The following is a 16548-nucleotide window of genomic DNA, read 5'->3' on the forward strand; positions in this document are numbered from 1 at the left end:
TGCTCGCGGCGATGAACAGCGTGCCACCGCCCGCGCCCGGGTTGATGCTGCCGCCGGTCGACAGGTCAGGCGTCGGCAGCGCCGCGCCGGGGTTCGTGCTCGCGTTGTTGCTCGGCAGCTGGATCAGGAAGTGCGTGTGAGCTGCGACCGAGCCGCTCAGGGCGAAGACCTGTGAGCCGCTCGGCGTCACGGTGCTCGTGGGCGCGCGGTACTGCAGCGTGTCCCCGTCGAGCGAGATCGCGGCGGAGCTCGGGTTGTACAGCTCGACGAACTTGTTCAGGTAGCTCGCCCCTGACGAGCCGCCGTTGACGTAGGCCTCGCTGATGACGAGGCCGGTGCCTGCGGTGTTGGCGAACGCGGGCGCGGTGAGGCCCGCGCCGAGCAGGCAGGCCGCCGTGGCGGCCGCGGCGAGTGCGATTCGCCGCGAGAAAACAGAGGGCATCGATGCCCACCTCCGTGGTCGGTGGATTGCGTGGAAATCCCGGGTCGCGCAGAGCGCGGCCCAAGATCACGACGCTATGTCCCCGAGACGGGTGACGGGAAGAGCGGGGTGTTAACAGCAGGTGACGGATTCCCCACCGGGCCCTGCCCGAGCCCTCATGCGCCCGCCACTAGAGTTGAGGCATCCCTCGTACGACTGAATTGGAGTGGTTCACGTGGCCGACGGCTTCGAGCTCTTCCCTGACCGGAGCGTTGTCGCGATTCGCGTCAACGGCGAGCTGAAGGACAAGGCGACCACGACCACGACGGAGGACGTCGTCGAGCCGATCACGATCAATTCTCCCGACGGTCTGAGCATCCTGCGCCACTCGGCCGCGCACGTGCTCGCCCAGGCCGTGCAGCAGGTGAACCCCGACGCGAAGCTCGGCATCGGCCCGCCCATCACCGACGGCTTCTACTACGACTTCGGCGTCGCAGAGCCGTTCACCCCCGAGTCGCTCAAAGAGCTCGAGAAGACGATGCAGCGCATCGTCAACCAGGGCCAGCGCTTCGTGCGCCGCGTGGTGACCGAGGACGAAGCGCGCGCCGAAGAGGCGAACGAGCCGTTCAAGCTCGAGCTCATCGGGCTGAAGGGCGGCTCGTCCGCGGGCACCGACGTTGCGCCGTCTACTCGCCCTTCGGGCGACGAGAACGTCGAGGTCGGCGCCGGCGAGCTGACCATCTACGACAACGTCGACGCCAAGACCGGCGAGACGGTCTGGAAGGACCTCTGCCGCGGACCGCACCTGCCCGACACCAAGCTGATCGGCAACGGCTTCGCGCTCACCCGCGTCGCCGCCGCGTACTGGCGCGGCAGCGAGAAGAACCCGCAGCTGCAGCGCATCTACGGCACCGCGTGGCCGTCCAAGGACGAGCTGCGCGCCTACCAGGAGCGCCTCGCCGAGGCCGAGCGCCGCGACCACCGCAAGCTCGGCAAGGAGCTCGATCTGTTCTCGTTCCCCGACGAGATCGGCTCTGGGCTCTCGGTGTGGCATCCCAAGGGCGGCATCGTCCGCTACGAGATGGAGCAGCACGCACGCCGCCGTCACCTCGAGCAGGGCTACTCGGTGGTCTACACCCCGCACCTCGCGAAGTCCGACCTGTTCTCGATCTCGGGCCACCTGCAGACCTACGCCGACGGCATCTGGCCCCCCATCCGCATGGACGAGGAGCGGAACGCCGACGGCCAGGTCGTCAAGCAGGGCGCGGACTACTACCTGAAGCCCATGAACTGCCCGATGCACATCCTGATCTACAAGGAGCGCGGGCGCAGCTACCGGGATCTTCCGCTGCGGCTGTCCGAGAACGGCACGGTCTACCGCAACGAGCTGTCGGGTGCGCTGCACGGTCTCACCCGCGTGCGCGGCTTCACTCAGGACGACGCGCACCTGTTCGTCGCGCGCGACCAGCTCGAGGCCGAGACCACGAAGGTGCTCGAGTTCGTCATCTCGCTGCTGAAAGACTTCGGCCTCACGGACTTCAAGCTCGAGCTGTCGCTGCGCGACGACGAGAAGTCGAAGTGGATCGGCGACGAGCAACACTGGGCCGAGGCGACCGACGCGCTGCGGCGCGTCGCACTGGCATCCGGTCTCGAGCTGACCGAGGAGCCCGGCGAAGCCGCGTTCTACGGTCCCAAGATCGACCTCAAGACCACCGACGCCTTGGGTCGCAGCTGGCAGCTCTCGACCGTGCAGGTCGACTTCAACCTGCCCGAGCGCTTCCAGCTCGAATACACGGCGCCCGACGGCTCGAAGCAGCAGCCGATCATGATCCACCGCGCGCTGTTCGGCTCGATCGAGCGGTTCTTCGCGATCCTGCTGGAGCACTACGCCGGGGCGTTCCCGGTGTGGCTCGCGCCCACGCAGGTCATCGGCATCCCGGTTGCCGAGGAGTACGCGGCGTATCTCGACGAGATCGTCGGGCGGCTCACCGCGCAGGGCGTTCGGGCCGAGGTCGACCACTCGGCCGACCGCATGCAGAAGAAGATCCGCAACGCGGCCAAGTCGAAGGTGCCGTTCCAGCTCATCGCCGGCGAAGAGGACCGTTCGAAGGGCACCGTCAGCTTCCGCTTCCGCGACGGCAGCCAGCTGAACGGCATCCCGGTCGATGACGCGATCGCACGGATCCTGTCGTCGATCGCGTCGCACGAGCAGGTCGACACCGCCTGGGCCCAGAACTCCTTCGCGGAGGAGTGATGGCGCGGCTCTCGCTCGACGACTACGGGGACAGCGATGAGACGGATGCCTCGGCATCCGTCTCTCTCGACGATCCGTCGCATCTCGCGGGCGTGCCCGACGAGTTCCAACGGCTGTGGACCCCGCACCGCATGGTGTACATCCAGTCGGGTCAACAGCAGCCGCACGGCGACGACTGCCCGTTCTGCGTCGCACCGACGCTGAGCGACGAGGAGTCCCTCATCGTGCACCGCGGCCGCACCGCGTTCGCGCTGCTCAACCTGTTCCCCTACAACAGCGGGCACCTGCTCGTATGCCCGTACCGGCATATCTCGCTCTACGACGAGGCGAACGAGGAGGAGGTCGGCGAGATCGGCGCGATCACGCAGACCGCCATGCGGGTGATCCGCGAGGTCTCGCGCAACGACGGCTTCAATCTCGGCATGAACCAGGGCGCCATCGCCGGCGCGGGGATCGCGAGCCACCTGCACCAGCACGTCGTGCCGCGCTGGGCCTCCGACGCGAACTTCCTGCCGATCATCGCGAAGACGAAGGCCCTGCCGCAGCTGCTGGGCGAGGTGCGCGCGACGATCGCCGCCGCCTGGCCGCAGTAGGGCCCGAGCGCGGCTACCGCAGCCGGCGGGGTTCGAACTCCATACGGGGATGCGCGTAGTGTTCCTGCGCCTGGACGAGCTGCAGTTCGCGGTCGCCGGACGCGAGGGTCTGCTCGATCAGGCCGAAGACGCTCGAGGCGGTGCGGGCCAGCGCGTCGGCGGCCGAGCCCGTCGCGCGGTAATGCGCGGTGAACAGCGCCGCCGTGACATCCCCCGATCCGTTCGCCTTGAGCGGCAGCAGCGGCGTGCTGACGATCCAGGCTCCCTCGTCGTCTGCGGCGATCATCTCGATCGTGCCGGGCTCGGCATCCGGCCGCTCCACACTCGTGACGAGCACCGCGCGCGGGCCGAGGGCGCGCGCCCGCTCGACCGCGTCGAGGGTCGAGGCGAGGTTGTGCGGGTCAGTGCCGGTCAGGTAGCCGAGCTCGAACTGGTTCGGGGTGATGAGATCGGCGACGGTGACGACCCGGTCGCGCAGCAGCACCGGGATCGCGGGGGCGACGAAGCATCCTGACTTCGCGTTGCCCATGACCGGGTCGCACGCGTAGATCGCGCCGGGGTTCGCCGCCTTGACCTTGGCCACCGCCTCGACGACGACGTCGGCGATGCCCTCGCTGCCCTGGTAGCCGGACAGGACGACGTCGATGTCGCCGAGAACGCCTCGCTCCTCGATGCCGGCGATCACCGCGCGCACGTCCTCCGGGGCGATCATCGGACCGCGCCAGGCCCCGTAGCCCGTGTGGTTCGAGAAGTTCACCGTGTACACCGGCAGCACCTCGACTCCGATGCGCTGGAGGGGGAACACGGCGGCCGAGTTGCCCACGTGCCCGTAGGCGACGGCGGACTGGATCGAGAGGATCTTCACCCGTCGATCCTCCCATCCCGCTGACAGGGGGCCGCGCCGCCGCCCCCGGTAGAATCGAGAGCACTATGACCAACGGAGAAGTCGGCTCGAGCCGCGTCAAGCGCGGGCTCGCCGAGATGCTGAAGGGCGGCGTCATCATGGACGTCGTCACCCCCGAGCAGGCGCGCATCGCCGAGGACGCGGGAGCGGTCGCCGTCATGGCGCTCGAGCGCGTCCCCGCCGACATCCGCGCGCAGGGCGGAGTGGCGCGCATGAGCGACCCCGACCTGATCGACCAGATCATCGCCTCCGTCTCGATCCCCGTCATGGCGAAGGCCCGCATCGGGCACTTCGTCGAGGCACAGGTGCTGCAGGCGCTCGGCGTCGACTACATCGACGAGTCAGAGGTGCTCTCGCCCGCGGACTACGTCAACCACATCGACAAGTGGAACTTCACGGTGCCTTTCGTGTGCGGTGCCACCAACCTGGGCGAGGCGCTGCGCCGCATCAACGAGGGCGCCGCGATGATCCGCTCGAAGGGCGAGGCGGGCACCGGCGACGTCTCGGAGGCGACGAAGCACATCCGCAAGATCACCTCGGAGATCAACGCCCTGAAGTCGATGACGAAGGACGAGCTCTACGTCGCCGCGAAGGAGCTGCAGGCCCCGTACGAGCTCGTGGCAGAGATCGCCGAGACCGGCAAGCTGCCCGTCGTTCTCTTCACCGCGGGCGGTGTCGCCACCCCGGCCGACGCGGCCATGATGATGCAGCTCGGCGCCGACGGCGTGTTCGTCGGCTCGGGCATCTTCAAGTCGGGCGACCCGGCGAAGCGCGCCGCCGCCATCGTCAAGGCCACCACCATGTACGACGACCCGCAGACGATCGCCGAGGTCAGCCGCGGTCTCGGCGAGGCGATGGTCGGCATCAACGTCGCCGACCTGGCTGCGCCGCATCGCCTGGCCGAACGCGGCTGGTAAGTGACCTCGGAAGAGAAGGTGCGCGTCGGCGTCCTCGCGCTGCAGGGCGACTTCCGCGAGCACCTGGCGGTGCTGCGCGAGCTCGGGGCGGATGCCGTTCCGGTCAGGCGACCTGAGGAGCTGGCATCCGTCTCGGGTCTCGTGATCCCCGGCGGCGAATCGACCGTCATGGACAAGCTGTCGCGCACCTTCGGGCTGCGCGAGCCGCTTCTCGACGCGATCGCGGGCGGTCTGCCGGTTTACGGCACCTGTGCCGGGCTGATCATGCTCGCCGACCGGGTGCTCGACGCGCCCTGCGGCCAGCAGACCCTCGGCGGCCTCGACGTCACCGTGCGCCGCAACGCCTTCGGCTCGCAGCTCGACTCCTTCGAGACCGAGCTGCCGATGCCGGTGCTGGGCCAGCCGCCGGTGCATGCGGTCTTCATCCGCGCGCCCGTCGTCGAGGAGTTGGGGGAGAGGGCGACCGCCCTTGCCTCCCTCGAAGACGGCCGCGTCGTCGCGGTCGAGCAGGGGAACCTGCTCGGCACCTCGTTCCACCCCGAGGTGACGGGTGACTACAGGTTCCACGAGTACTTCCTGTCGAAGGTGCGCGCGGCATAGTTTTGGCTTATGACGTCATACGTCGCACTGCTGCGCGGGGTCAACGTCGGCGGCATCACGATCAGGTCCGCCGAGCTCGGGGAGCTGTTCCGCTCGCTCGGCTTCGGGGGAGTGCGCACGGTGCTTGCGAGCGGCAACGTCGTGTTCGAGAGCGATGAGACGGATGCCGCGCAGCTGAAGGCGCGCATCGAGGCCGCTCTGCGCGAGCGCTTCGGCTATGACGCCTGGATCGTTCTCCTCACAAAGGGGAAACTCGCCGAGATCGTCGCAGGGTTCCCCTTCGACGCGGAGCGCGAGGGCTGGCATCCGTACGTCCTGTTCGCCTCAGATGCCACGCACCTGGCCGAGCTGCTCGCAGCCGCGCCCACCCTGGATCCCGCCGAGGAGATCGTCGCGGCCGGCGACGGCGTGCTCTACTGGCAGCTCAAGATCGCCGTGGGCAGCACCAACACGAAGCTCGCGAAGCTCGCCGCCAAGCCGCGCTTCAAGCCGACGACCACGAACCGCAATCTCCGCACGCTGAGGAAGCTGCTCTAGCCAGATCTCAGCGGCGGGCGTTCGCGGCCCAGTGCTCGCGCACGATGCCGGCGACCGCGTCGGCGTCCTCGAGGGGCGCGATGTTACGCACCCCGTGCATCGTGCGGGTGCGCGCGTTCATCATCCTGTCCGTGACGGACTCGGCCTCTGCGGGGCCCCAGCCCGCGCGCGCGTCCCCCGCGACGAACACGGTCGGCGCCTCGACCGCGAGGGCCGCGTCGTCGAGCGACGGCCGGTCGAGGACGAAGGAGCGGGCGGCCTTCACGAATCCCGCGCGGTCGGCGCCGAGGAATCCGTTCTTCACGATCCGCACCGCCTCGGCGTCGACCGCGATCGTGCGCTCGGTAAGGATCGAGCGCAGCAGGCGCGACTGGATCGGCGCGGGGAAGCCGAAGAGACGGACGAAGGGAAGTGCGGTCGCCAGGTCTCTCCGCTCACGGCCCGCGAGCGGGGTCGTGGGGGACCCGATGGCGACGAGGGAGCGAATGCGACGCGGCTCCTCGACGGCGGCAGCGATGCCGACCTGGCCACCCCAGCCGTTGCCCACCCAGTCGACCCGCTCGATGCCCAGGCTGTCGAGCACGTCGAAGGTCGCGAGCGCGCAGTCCTCGATCGTCGCGGGGCGGGTCAGCGGGTCGCTCGCTCCGAACGACGGGCCGTCGATCAGGACGACGGTGCGCAGCCTCGTCAGCACAGGCAGCACGCGGTCCCAGCTGTGCGAGTCGACGAAGAAGCTGTGCCACAGCACCGCGACCCGCTTGGGACCCTCTTCGACCCTGACCCCCAGGCGCCCGAGGCGCGTGGCGAGCTTGATCGGCATATCCGCAAGCCTAACGATTGAGCGCCCGTAGAATTGACCGAACGCTATTTCAACCAGGAGACGTATGTCCGGGCATTCCAAGTGGGCGACCACGAAGCACAAGAAGGCCGTCATCGACCAGCGCCGTGCCAAGTCGTTCGCGAAGCTGATCAAGAACATCGAGGTCGCGGCGAAGATCGGCGGCGCCGACCTCACCGGCAACCCGACCCTCGCCGACGCGGTCCAGAAGGCCAAGAAGACCTCGGTCCCCAACGACAACATCGACCGCGCCATCAAGCGCGGCGCGGGTCTCACCGGCGAGACCATCGACTACGCGACGATCATGTACGAGGGCTACGCCTCGGGCGGCGTCGCGCTGCTCGTCGAGTGTCTGACCGACAACAAGAACCGCGCGGCGGCCGAGGTGCGCACGGCGATGTCACGCAACGGCGGAACGCTCGCCGACCCCGGCTCCGTCGCCTACAACTTCAGCCGCAAGGGCGTCATCGTGGTCCCCGCAGAGGGCACCACCGAGGACGATGTCCTCGCCGCGGTGCTCGACGCAGGCGCCGAGGAGGTCACGCCGCAGGGCGAATCGTTCGAGGTGCTCACCGAGGCGAGCGAGCTGGTCGCGACCCGCACCGCCCTGCAGGAGGCGGGCATCGACTACGACTCGGCGGACGTCGAGTTCGTGGCATCCGTCAAGGTCAACGCCGACGCAGAGACAGCGCGCAAGGTCTTCCGCCTGATCGACGCCCTCGAGGACAGCGACGACGTGCAGAACGTCTACACCAACCTCGATCTGTCGCCCGAGGTCCAGGCCGAGCTCGAGGAAGACGAGGACTGAAGCTGTGGCGCTGCGCGTGCTCGGGGTCGACCCCGGCCTCACGCGCTGCGGCTACGGGGTCATCGACGCCGACCGCGCACCGAGGCTGGTGCGGGTCGGCGTCGTGCGCACTCCCTCCGACCTCGAGCTCGGGCAGCGCCTCGTGCGGATCATGACGGGGCTGCGCGAGGTCATCGACGAGACCCGGCCCGACGTGTTCGCGCTCGAGCGGGTGTTCGCGAACAACCAGCTGAACACCGTGATGGGCGTGGCGCAGGTCTCGGGGCTCGTGATCCACGAGGCGGCGAGCCGCGGCATCCCGCTCGAGCTGTTCACGCCGAGCGAGGTGAAGAACGCGATCACCGGCTACGGCGGCGCCGACAAGCCCCAGGTGGGCGAGATGGTGAGACGGATTCTTCGCCTCGAGGCCGTGCCGAAGCCGGCCGACGCCGCCGACGCGCTCGCCCTCGCCATCGCGGCGTCGTGGCGCACCGCGCGGGGGATTCCGTCGGGCGGCCGGGCGCCTGCCGCGGCATCCGGCACCCTGACGCCCGCGCAGCAGGCCTGGCTCAACGCCGAGAAGGCGACCCGCAAGCAGTTCTGAATCTATGTTCGAGTGTCGCTGCCGCCCGATGTCGCCCCCGGCACGTAGCCTGACTGCATGATCAGCTCACTGCGCGGCACCGTCCTGCGCGCCTCCGGCGCCGAGCTCGTGATCGAGGTGTCGGGCGTCGGCTATCTCGTGAGCGTGACGCCCGAGCACGCGCTCTCCCTGCGGGTCGGCGACGAGGCGCTCCTGCACACGGCGCTGATCGTGCGGGAGGACGCGCTGTCGCTCTTCGGCTTCGCGGATGCCGAGCAGCTCGACGTCTTCCAGCTGCTGCTCGGCGTGAACGGCGTCGGCCCGAAGTCGGCGCTCGGCGTGCTCGCGGTGATGACGCCCGATCAGATCGCCGCCGCCGTGCAGAACGACGACGACGCGGCCTTCCGCAAGGTGAGCGGCATCGGGCCGAAGACGGCCAAGCTCATCGTCGTGCAGCTCGCGGGGAAGCTGCATGCGGTGGCTCCCGCCGCCGTCGCGCCCGCAGCAAAGCAGAAGCCGACCGTCGGCGACGACGTGCGCGTCGCGCTCGTGGGCCTCGGCTGGCCGGAGAAGGTCGCGGCGGACGCCGTGGCCGAGGTGCTGGCCGAGCTGGGCGATGCCGCGGCCGACGCCACCGCGGCATCCGTGCCCGCCCTGCTGCGCCGCGCGCTCGCACTGCTCGGGCCTGCACCCCAGCACCAGCCCGCAGGGGCCGGGCGATGAGCGACGACCTCACCACGCCTCAGGCGCAGAACGAGGCCGAGCTCGCCTTCGAGGGCGCGCTGCGGCCCAAGTCGCTCGGCGAGTTCGTCGGCCAGTCGAAGGTGCGCGGCCAGCTGCAGCTGCTGCTCACCGCTGCGCGCATCCAGGAGCGCACGGCCGACCACATCCTGCTCGCGGGCCCCCCGGGGCTCGGCAAGACGACGCTCGCGATGATCGTCGCGACCGAGAGCGACCGGCCGCTGCGCATGTCGAGCGGCCCGGCGATCCAGCACGCGGGCGACCTCGCCGCCGTGCTGTCGTCGCTCGTGCCCGGCGAGGTGCTGTTCATCGACGAGATCCACCGCATGGCGCGCAGCGCGGAGGAGATGCTGTACCTCGCGATGGAGGACTTCCGCATCGACATCATGGTCGGCAAGGGCGCAGGCGCCACCAGCATCCCGCTCGACCTCGCGCCGTTCACCCTCGTCGGCGCGACCACGCGCTCCGGGCTGCTGCCGAACCCGCTGCGCGACCGCTTCGGGTTCACCGCGCACCTCGAGTTCTACTCGGACGACGAGCTCGAGAAGGTGCTCGACCGCGCCGCCGGCATGCTCGAGCTCGACATCGACCGCGAGGCGCTCGCCGAGATCGCCGGGCGCAGCCGCGGCACGCCGCGCATCGCCAACCGGCTGCTGCGGCGCGTGCGTGACTACGCGCTCGTGCACACGGGGCGCGCCGACCTGCCCGCGGTGCGCGCTGCGCTCGAGCTGTACGACGTCGACGAGCTCGGCCTCGACCGGCTCGACCGCGCGGTCATGCAGACGGTGCTGACCCGCTTCGACGGGGGCCCCGTCGGCCTCTCGACTCTCGCGGTGTCGGTAGGCGAGGAGGCTGAGACGATCGAGTCCGTCGTCGAGCCGTTCCTCGTGCGCATCGGGCTGATCTCGCGTACTCCGCGCGGCCGCGTGGCGACCGCGCAGGCCTGGCGGCACTTCGGGCTGGAACCCAGCAGGCCGACAGGCGGCGCTCAGCAGGCGCTTTTCACCGATGACCTATAATCCTTCGAAGGCCCGCTCGGGCCGTTTCCCCCGCGTGAGGCCGACTCGCTGAGCCGAGTGTTTCCCCTCGCACCGAAAGGACTTCGCCTTCATGGGCAACAACCCCACTCTGATCGTGCTGATGGTCGTCATCATCGGGTTCTTCTTCTTCTGGACCTGGCGGAACAACCGCAAGCGCCAGCGCGATGAGGCCGAGAAGTCGTCGCAGCTCGTCAAGGGTGTCGAGATCATGACGAACTCGGGCATCTTCGGCACCATCGAGTCGGTCGATCTCGAGAACAACAAGGTCGTGCTCGAGACCAGCCCCGGGCAGTTCCTCACGGTGCACCGCCAGGCGATCTCGCGCATCGAGACCCCGCTTCCGGCATCCGATGACTCCGACACGGCCGAGTCGAGCACCGCCGCGTCGTCCAGCGCCATCGACCAGGCGAACGCTGAGGCGCAGGCTCAGGCGGCCAAGGCCGCCGACCAGAAGCCCGAGTTCGGCGAGCGCATCCCGCCGACCAAGAGCGACGACTAAGCCCCGACCCCATTCCCCGCCGCGGCGCCCCCGCCGCCTGCGGCAGAAAGCTGAGTTCCGCCCGTGGCCAAGACGTCACCTGTTCGGCACGCGTCCCGCTCCCTGATCTGGTTGGGCGCACTCGTCGTCGTCCTTGCCGCCGCGCTGACCAGCGGTGTGCTCTGGGGCAGCGCGACCATTGCGCCCAAGCTCGGCCTCGACCTGCAGGGCGGCACCGAGGTCATCCTCACCCCGGCCCTCGAGGGCAACCAGCAGATCACGAGCGATGAGCTCAATCAGGCGGTCTCGATCATCCGCCAGCGCGTCAACGCCTCCGGCGTGTCCGAGGCGACGGTCTCGACCCAGGGCAACTCGAACATCGTGGTCGATGTGCCCGGCAGACTCGACGATGCGACGAAGCAGCGCATCGAGGCGTCCTCCAAGATGGAGCTGCGGCCGGTGCTGCTCGCGCAGACGCCGCCGACGACGTCGTTCACGGGCGACGACGGCAAGGAGACGCCGTACCCGACGCCCGCCCCGACGCTGCAGTCCACACCGACGGCGAAGCCGACGGACGGCAGCGACCTGAACTGGGTGACACCCGCCCTGCAGGCCAAGTTCAACGCCTTCGACTGCTCGAGCCTGGCGGATGCCGCGACCAACGTCGCCCCGGCCGACGAGCCGCTCGTCACCTGCGAGTCCGACAGCTCGGCGAAGTACCTGCTCGGGCCGGTCGAGGTCGAGGGCAGCGACATCACCAACGCCACCGCCGGCATGGAGACCTCGCAGCAGGGCGTCAGCACGGGCCAGTGGGTCGTCAACCTGACCTTCAACTCGCGCGGCGCCAAGGCGTTCGACGCGGTCAGCCAGCGCCTCAATGCGTTCTACGTCGCGGCGCAGTCCAGCGGCCAGCAGGACCCGCGCTCGCAGTTCGCCTTCGTGCTCGACGGCAAGGTGCTCTCCGCCCCGCAGATGCAGGGCATCATCACCGGCGACACCTCGACCATCTCCGGCAACTTCACGCAGCAGAGCGCGCAGTCGCTCGCCGACCAGCTCAAGTTCGGCGCTCTGCCGGTGAGCTTCAAGGTGCAGAGCTCGAACACGATCTCGGCGACGCTCGGCTCGGCCCAGCTGCTCTCGGGCGTGATCGCCGGCGCGATCGGCCTGCTGCTCGTGTTCGTCTACACGCTGTTCCAGTACCGCACGCTCGGCTTCGTGACGATCTTCTCGCTCGTCATCGCGGCGGCCCTCACCTACCTGACGATCGCGCTGCTGTCGTGGCAGATGGGGTATCGTCTCTCCCTCGCGGGGGTCGCGGGCCTCATCGTCGCGATCGGCTTCACCGCCGACTCCTTCATCGTCTACTTCGAGCGAATACGCGACGAACTGCGCGAGGGAAGAGGTCTCGAATCGGCCGTCGAGGCGGGCTGGAAACGCGCCCGCCGCACGATCTACGCCGCGAAGAGCACGAACATGCTCTCCGCCATCGTCCTCTACATCTTCGCCGTCGGAGACGTGCAGGGCTTCGCTTTCACGCTCGGGCTCACCACGATCCTCGACGTCATCATCGTCGTGCTGTTCACCCACCCGATCATGCAGTTGTTCGCGCGCACCGAGTTCTTCGCCTCCGGCCACAAGCTCTCGGGCCTCGACCCGACGGCGCTCGGCGCCGTGTACCGCGGTGCCGGCCAGTTCCGGCCGTCTGCCGCGGTCGGTGCGGCGAAGCTCGCGTCGTCGAGCCGTGAGGCGGCCAAACGCCAGACCATCGCCGAACGCAAGGCCGCAGAGCTCGCGGCCGCCGGCACCCGTCGTGACGGAAAGGACGACTGATGCCCTCCCCATTCCAGCGCTTCGGCAATGACCTCTTCACCGGCAACCGGTCGATCAGGTTCATCCAGCGCAAGAACCTCTGGCTCGGCATCTCCGCCGTCCTGATGATCCTGTGCATCCTCATCCCCGTGGTGCGCGGCTTCAACTGGGGCATCGACTTCCGCGGCGGTTCGCAGTTCCAGATCTCCGACGTGCACACCACCGACCAGTCGGTCGCGACCGACGCGGTGCGGGCGGTGAAGTCGGACGCCGTCGTGCAGGTGTCGGTCGTCAACCGCACCGGCATCCGCGTCACCACCGACCAGCTGACCACCGGTCAGACCAAGCAGGTGACCAACAAGCTCGCCGATGCCTACGACGTGAGCACCGACGAGATCACCTCGTCGTTCATCGGGCCGGCCTGGGGCCAGGACGTGTCGCGGAAGGCCCTCGAAGGCCTCGGCGTCTTCCTCGCGCTCGCCTTCATCGGCATGGCGCTGTACTTCCGCACCTGGAAGATGTCGCTGTCCGCGATCATCACGCTGTTCCACGACCTGATCTTCACGGCGGGCGTCTACGCGCTGACCGGCTTCGAGATCACGCCAGCGACGGTGATCGGCTTCCTCACGATCCTCGGCTACTCGCTCTACGACACCGTCGTCGTCTTCGACAAGGTGCGCGAGAACACCACGGAGGACGTGGAGAAGCTGAACCGCACCTTCGGCGAGTCGGTGAACCTCGCGGTGAACCAGACGCTGGTCCGCTCGATCAACACTGCCGTCATCGCGGCGCTGCCCGTCGGCGGCATCCTGTTCATCGGCGGCTTCGTGCTGAACGCGACGACCCTCGAGGACATCTCGCTCGCGCTCTTCACCGGCATCCTGATCGGCACCTACTCGACCGTCTTCGTCGCGGCACCCCTCTACGCGTGGCTGCGGCAGGGCGAGCCGGCCATCGCGAAGCACGACAAGCGCGTGCTCGCGGCGCGTGCCAAGGCACCCGTCGGCACGGAGAGTGTCGCCGTCACGCGATAATGGCCTAAGGAGGCGGTGCTGATGGTCGATACGACAACGAGCAACAATCAGACCGCCTCACTGCGCCGTCTCGTGCCGAGGCTGTTCTCACGCTCGGTGCAGAACGGTGCGCTCGACACCCTGCTGCGCACCGTCAGGCAGCACCACCCCCGCGCCGACACCGCCCTGATCGAGCGGGCGTATGCCACGGCCGATCGCGCCCACGCAGGGCAGACCCGGCGCAGCGGAGAGCCGTACATCACGCATCCGCTCGCCGTCGCCCAGATCCTCGCGGACCTCGGCATCGGCTCCAAGACGATCGCCGCGGCGCTGCTGCACGACACCGTCGAGGACACCGACTACAGCCTCGACCAGCTCACCGCCGATTTCGGCTCGGAGATCGCGATGCTCGTCGACGGCGTCACGAAGCTCGACAAGGTCAAGTACGGCGACAGCGCGCAGGCCGAGACGGTGCGCAAGATGATCATCGCGATGTCGAAGGACATCCGCGTGCTGGTCATCAAGCTCGCCGATCGCCTGCACAACGCACGCACCTGGGGCTTCATGCCGACGGCGAACGCCGAGCGGAAGGCGAAGGAGACCCTCGAGATCTACGCGCCGCTCGCACACCGGCTCGGCATCCAGACCATCAAGTCAGAGCTCGAGGACCTGAGCTTCGCCGTGCTGCAGCCGAAGCTCTACGTCGAGATCGAGAACCTCGTGAAGCAGCGCTCGCCCGAGCGCGAGCGTGTCGTGCAGCAGGTGATCGACGCGATCGACGAGGACCTGCGCGCCGCCCGCATCCGCGGCAAGGTCGTGGGGCGACCGAAGCAGTACTACTCGATCTACCAGAAGATGGTCGTGCGCGGGCGCGAGTTCGACGAGATCTACGACCTCGTCGGCATCCGCGTGCTCGTCAACACGGTTCGCGACTGCTACGCCGTGCTCGGGCAGATCCACGCCAGGTGGACGCCGATGCCCGGCCGCTTCAAGGACTACATCGCAACCCCGAAGTACAACCTCTACCAGTCGCTGCACACGACCGTCATCGGGCCGAACGGGCGCGCCGTCGAGATCCAGATCCGCACGGAGGAGATGCACCAGCGCGCCGAGTACGGCGTGGCCGCGCACTTCAAGTACAAGGAGCGCGCCGCAGGCGGCAAGGACGAGAAGACGAATGCGGATGCCGACCTGACCTGGCTCGCGCACATCACCGACTGGCAGGCAGAGACCGAGGACCCGAGCGAGTTCCTCGACTCGCTGCGCTACGAGATCGGCGCGAAAGAGGTCTATGTCTTCACCCCGAAGGGCAAGGTCATCGGCCTGCCGCAGGGCGCGACGCCGGTCGACTTCGCCTACGCCGTGCACACCGAGGTCGGCCACCGCACCATGGGCGCGAAGGTCAACGGCCGGCTCGTGCCGCTCGACTCCGGGCTCTCGACGGGCGATGTCGTCGAGGTGTTCACCTCGAAGAACCCCGACGCCGGCCCCAGCCAGGACTGGCTGAACTTCGTCAAGAGCCCCCGCGCGCGCAGCAAGATCCGGCAGTGGTTCACCAAGGAGCGCCGCGACGAGGCTATCGAGCAGGGCAAGGATGCGATCGCGCGCGCCATGCGCAAGCAGAACCTGCCGCTCACCCGCCTGATGAGCGCGGATTCGCTGAGTGACGTCGCGCAGACCCTGCACCTCGAGGGCGTCGAGGCGCTCTACGCGGCGGTCGGCGAAGGCCACGTCTCGACGCAGTCGGTGCTCGAGAAACTCGTCGCCGGCCTGCAGACCGAGACCGAGAGCACCGTCGCGGAGGCCGAGCCGATCGTCCGCGGCCGCCGCCCGCGGACCTCGAGCGATTCCGGCGTGCTGGTGCGCGGCGCCCCCGACATCCTCGTCAAGCTCGCGAAGTGCTGCACCCCGGTGCCCGGTGACGAGATCGTCGGCTTCATCACCCGCGGCGCCGGCGTCTCGGTGCACCAGGCCAGCTGTCAGAACGTCAAGAGCCTGATGGAGCAGCCCGAGCGCATGATCGACGTCGAGTGGGCGGGCGAGAACAAGGGCGTCTTCCTGGTGCAGATCCAGGTCGAGGCGCTCGACCGCTCGGGGCTGCTCTCCGACATCACGCGGGTGCTCTCCGAGCATCACGTCAACATCCTGTCCGCGACGGTCTCCACCTCGCAGAACCGGCTCGCCCTCTCGCGCTACGTCTTCGAAATGGGCGACACGACGCACCTCGACCGCGTGCTCAACGCCGTGCGGCGCATCGACGCCGTCTACGACGTCTATAGAGTCAGCGCTGGTTAGTCGCGCCGGTCCTCACCCGGCGCCCCGATCGAGCGCAGCTCGATCGGCGTTGTCCGCGCGACAGCCCACCGGGCTGTCGCCGCTGAGCGGCCAATGCTGCGCGACGCGCCGTACACGCCGCGGCGTCGCTGTGGCTGGGTCCGGCGGGCGGCCCACGCTCCATTCCCTGAGGCGGTCGATCGCCCGCAGCTTCCCAGGGGTGTGGCCGAGTTGCAGCGCGATCGTGAGCGCTTCGGCGGCCACCTGGGCGGAGCCGCAGAGCTCGCGCACGGCGGCTCCGCGCTCGGGCGGCACGGCATCGAGCAGGGCGACGTCCACGGCGGTGCGGCCGCGCGTCGTGATCCGGATGCCGGCGAGCGAGACGATCTCCTCCTCAGGCACGGTCGTCTCGCGCAGTGTCAGGCGTGTCGTCGAGAGCAGCCGGCCGCGGGTGTCTCGCCGGATCGAGCCGGTGTGGACGGCGGGTGGCCGGCTCAGGCATCCGTACACCCAGAGCGCCGTATCGAGCTCGACGACCATGCGCGGGGTGAACAGGCCGGCCAGCGCCGCCGCGCGGTTCACGGCGAGCTCCGGCTCGTCGACGGCGATCACGGCCTCGTCGAGTGCGAAGGCCTCGCCGTCGAGCCGCAGCGCCGAGAGCTCGGCGACGGGCAGGTCGAGTGAGGTCAGCACGGGGGAGTAGCGCATGCGCGAAATGGTGTCAGAGACAGGAAAGGCCCGGGCGTGAGCCCGGGCCGC

The 16548-nt window shown here is 68.9% G+C and carries 16 protein-coding genes and 1 pseudogene; 13 read left to right on the forward strand and 4 right to left on the reverse strand.

All coding sequences use genetic code 11. The features are described from left to right. Positions 1–112: 112 nt before the first annotated feature. Positions 113–442: pseudogene (locus ABD708_RS19450) on the reverse strand (lamin tail domain-containing protein); the annotation flags it as partial. Between the two features lie 214 nt (positions 443–656). On the opposite strand from ABD708_RS19450, the gene thrS reads away from it, so the two are divergent. Further along, complete coding sequence (thrS, locus tag ABD708_RS06590) at positions 657–2675, forward strand: threonine--tRNA ligase (RefSeq protein ID WP_344752522.1); 2019 nt, start codon at positions 657–659, stop codon at positions 2673–2675. After that, the gene (locus tag ABD708_RS06595) at positions 2675–3268 is read left to right on the forward strand and encodes an HIT family protein (protein ID WP_344752524.1); all 594 of its coding nucleotides are present in this window, start codon (positions 2675–2677) and stop codon (positions 3266–3268) included. The genes thrS and ABD708_RS06595 overlap by 1 nt, the downstream gene beginning before the upstream one ends. 13 nt (positions 3269–3281) lie before the next feature. Here ABD708_RS06595 and pdxY read toward each other — a convergent pair whose 3' ends face one another. Further along, entirely contained in the window at positions 3282–4133 is an 852-nt protein-coding gene (gene pdxY, locus ABD708_RS06600) for a pyridoxal kinase PdxY (RefSeq protein ID WP_344752526.1), read from the reverse strand. A 65-nt stretch (positions 4134–4198) separates the two neighbouring features. Here pdxY and pdxS point away from each other — a divergent pair, with 65 nt between their 5' ends. From pdxS to ABD708_RS06615, 3 genes are read left to right on the forward strand one after another with little or no spacing between them, the layout of a single operon-like run. After that, positions 4199–5089: a pyridoxal 5'-phosphate synthase lyase subunit PdxS gene (gene pdxS / locus ABD708_RS06605; RefSeq protein WP_344752528.1), complete on the forward strand. Its 891-nt coding sequence runs from the start codon at positions 4199–4201 to the stop codon at positions 5087–5089. Continuing rightward, positions 5090–5689, forward strand: a complete 600-nt coding sequence (gene pdxT / locus ABD708_RS06610) for a pyridoxal 5'-phosphate synthase glutaminase subunit PdxT (protein ID WP_344752530.1) — start codon at positions 5090–5092, stop codon at positions 5687–5689. 9 nt (positions 5690–5698) lie between these two features. Continuing rightward, positions 5699–6226, forward strand: coding sequence for a DUF1697 domain-containing protein (locus ABD708_RS06615; RefSeq protein WP_344752532.1), 528 nt, complete (start codon positions 5699–5701; stop codon positions 6224–6226). Between the two features lie 7 nt (positions 6227–6233). Here ABD708_RS06615 and ABD708_RS06620 read toward each other — a convergent pair whose 3' ends face one another. Next, on the reverse strand, positions 6234–7046 hold the full coding sequence (locus tag ABD708_RS06620) for an alpha/beta fold hydrolase (protein ID WP_344752533.1): 813 nt from the start codon (positions 7044–7046) through the stop codon (positions 6234–6236). A gap of 64 nt (positions 7047–7110) precedes the next feature. Here ABD708_RS06620 and ABD708_RS06625 point away from each other — a divergent pair, with 64 nt between their 5' ends. The 8 genes from ABD708_RS06625 to ABD708_RS06660 all read left to right on the forward strand — a co-directional run bounded on the left by ABD708_RS06625 (position 7111) and on the right by ABD708_RS06660 (position 15810). Further along, positions 7111–7872 (forward strand): YebC/PmpR family DNA-binding transcriptional regulator, encoded by a 762-nt coding sequence (locus tag ABD708_RS06625; protein ID WP_344752535.1) that lies wholly within the window; start codon positions 7111–7113, stop codon positions 7870–7872. A gap of 4 nt (positions 7873–7876) precedes the next feature. Then, positions 7877–8455 (forward strand): crossover junction endodeoxyribonuclease RuvC, encoded by a 579-nt coding sequence (ruvC, locus tag ABD708_RS06630; RefSeq protein ID WP_344752537.1) that lies wholly within the window; start codon positions 7877–7879, stop codon positions 8453–8455. 57 nt (positions 8456–8512) lie between these two features. Beyond that, the gene (ruvA, locus tag ABD708_RS06635) at positions 8513–9157 is read left to right on the forward strand and encodes a Holliday junction branch migration protein RuvA (RefSeq protein WP_344752539.1); all 645 of its coding nucleotides are present in this window, start codon (positions 8513–8515) and stop codon (positions 9155–9157) included. Continuing rightward, a complete protein-coding gene (gene ruvB, locus ABD708_RS06640; protein WP_344752541.1) occupies positions 9154–10194 on the forward strand; it encodes a Holliday junction branch migration DNA helicase RuvB in 1041 nt (346 codons plus the stop codon). Before ruvA ends, ruvB begins: the two co-directional genes overlap by 4 nt. Positions 10195–10285: 91 nt before the next feature. After that, the gene (gene yajC / locus ABD708_RS06645) at positions 10286–10714 is read left to right on the forward strand and encodes a preprotein translocase subunit YajC (RefSeq protein WP_344752543.1); all 429 of its coding nucleotides are present in this window, start codon (positions 10286–10288) and stop codon (positions 10712–10714) included. Positions 10715–10777: 63 nt separating this feature from the next. Next, the gene (gene secD, locus ABD708_RS06650) at positions 10778–12523 is read left to right on the forward strand and encodes a protein translocase subunit SecD (RefSeq protein ID WP_344752545.1); all 1746 of its coding nucleotides are present in this window, start codon (positions 10778–10780) and stop codon (positions 12521–12523) included. Beyond that, positions 12523–13536 (forward strand): protein translocase subunit SecF, encoded by a 1014-nt coding sequence (gene secF, locus ABD708_RS06655; protein WP_344752547.1) that lies wholly within the window; start codon positions 12523–12525, stop codon positions 13534–13536. Before secD ends, secF begins: the two co-directional genes overlap by 1 nt. Positions 13537–13557: 21 nt before the next feature. After that, positions 13558–15810 carry a RelA/SpoT family protein gene (locus ABD708_RS06660; protein WP_344752548.1) on the forward strand — a complete coding sequence of 751 codons (2253 nt, stop codon included), beginning with the start codon at positions 13558–13560 and terminating at the stop codon, positions 15808–15810. A 12-nt stretch (positions 15811–15822) separates the two neighbouring features. Here the strand turns inward: ABD708_RS06660 and ABD708_RS06665 are convergent, their stop codons facing one another. Next, positions 15823–16497 (reverse strand): hypothetical protein, encoded by a 675-nt coding sequence (locus tag ABD708_RS06665; protein ID WP_344752550.1) that lies wholly within the window; start codon positions 16495–16497, stop codon positions 15823–15825. Positions 16498–16548: the final 51 nt, after the last annotated feature.

Source organism: Gryllotalpicola koreensis (assembly GCF_039538185.1).
GTDB lineage: Bacteria > Actinomycetota > Actinomycetes > Actinomycetales > Microbacteriaceae > Gryllotalpicola > Gryllotalpicola koreensis.